This window comes from Maribrevibacterium harenarium, from assembly GCF_006385675.1.
Taxonomy (GTDB): Bacteria; Pseudomonadota; Gammaproteobacteria; order Pseudomonadales; family Marinomonadaceae; genus Marinomonas; species Marinomonas harenarium.
The window spans coordinates 1-772 of sequence record NZ_VFRR01000127.1 but is presented as its reverse complement, the minus strand read 5'-3'; the positions used below and the strand labels follow the sequence as shown (position 1 = coordinate 772).

Genomic DNA, 772 nt, shown 5'->3' with positions numbered 1-772 from the left:
GGTCATGCCAAACAATACCAACGGATGAGAAAAGCCATTAAACAAGTCAAAGGCTTTTTGGGGCGAGTCCTGCGGGATATTGATCGGCAAGTAAAACGACAAGGGGTAGCGCTCACCCAAAAACAGGAAGATACACTTAATCAAGCCTATCGATTGCTGAAACAAACTCGCCAGAGCAAAAACAAACTCTACAGCCTGCATGAACCCAATGTGGATTGCATATCCAAAGGCAAAGCGCATAAACGCTACGAATTTGGCGTGAAAGCCAGCATAGCTGTGACGGCTAAAGAATCCTTCATTGTGGGCGCAAGAAGCTATCCCGGTAATCCGTATGATGGGCACACCCTGAAAGATCAACTGCAACAAGTAGAAACCTTGATAGGGCGAAAGCCTGAAACCTGTTTTGTTGACCGAGGATATAAAGGGTCAGGTGTGGAAGATATTGAAGTCTTGATTGCCGGTCAAAAACGCGGAGTCCCCAAGAAAGAGAAGAACTGGATGGGGAGAAGAAATAGCGTAGAGCCCATCATCGGGCATCTTAAATCAGACGGAAAACTCAGACGATGCTTCCTCAAAGGAATACTGGGCGATGCGATTAACGTGATCCTAAGCGCCTGTGGCCAAAACCTTCGTAAGCTGCTGAAGTGGCTTAATTTTGCCTTGATCCGGTGTGGCATTTATAGCGGGATGAGATTGATACAATCCTTATTGCCGAGAAGGCTAGAAAATGAAATGGCGCTTTAGTCTAAAATCGCCATTATTCAGGGACGAC

General features: G+C 46.2%; 1 pseudogene. It reads left to right on the top strand.

The window, feature by feature from the left end:
- Window positions 1-660, top strand: a pseudogene (locus FJM67_RS17405) (transposase); the annotation flags it as partial.
- Window positions 661-772: the final 112 nt, after the last annotated feature.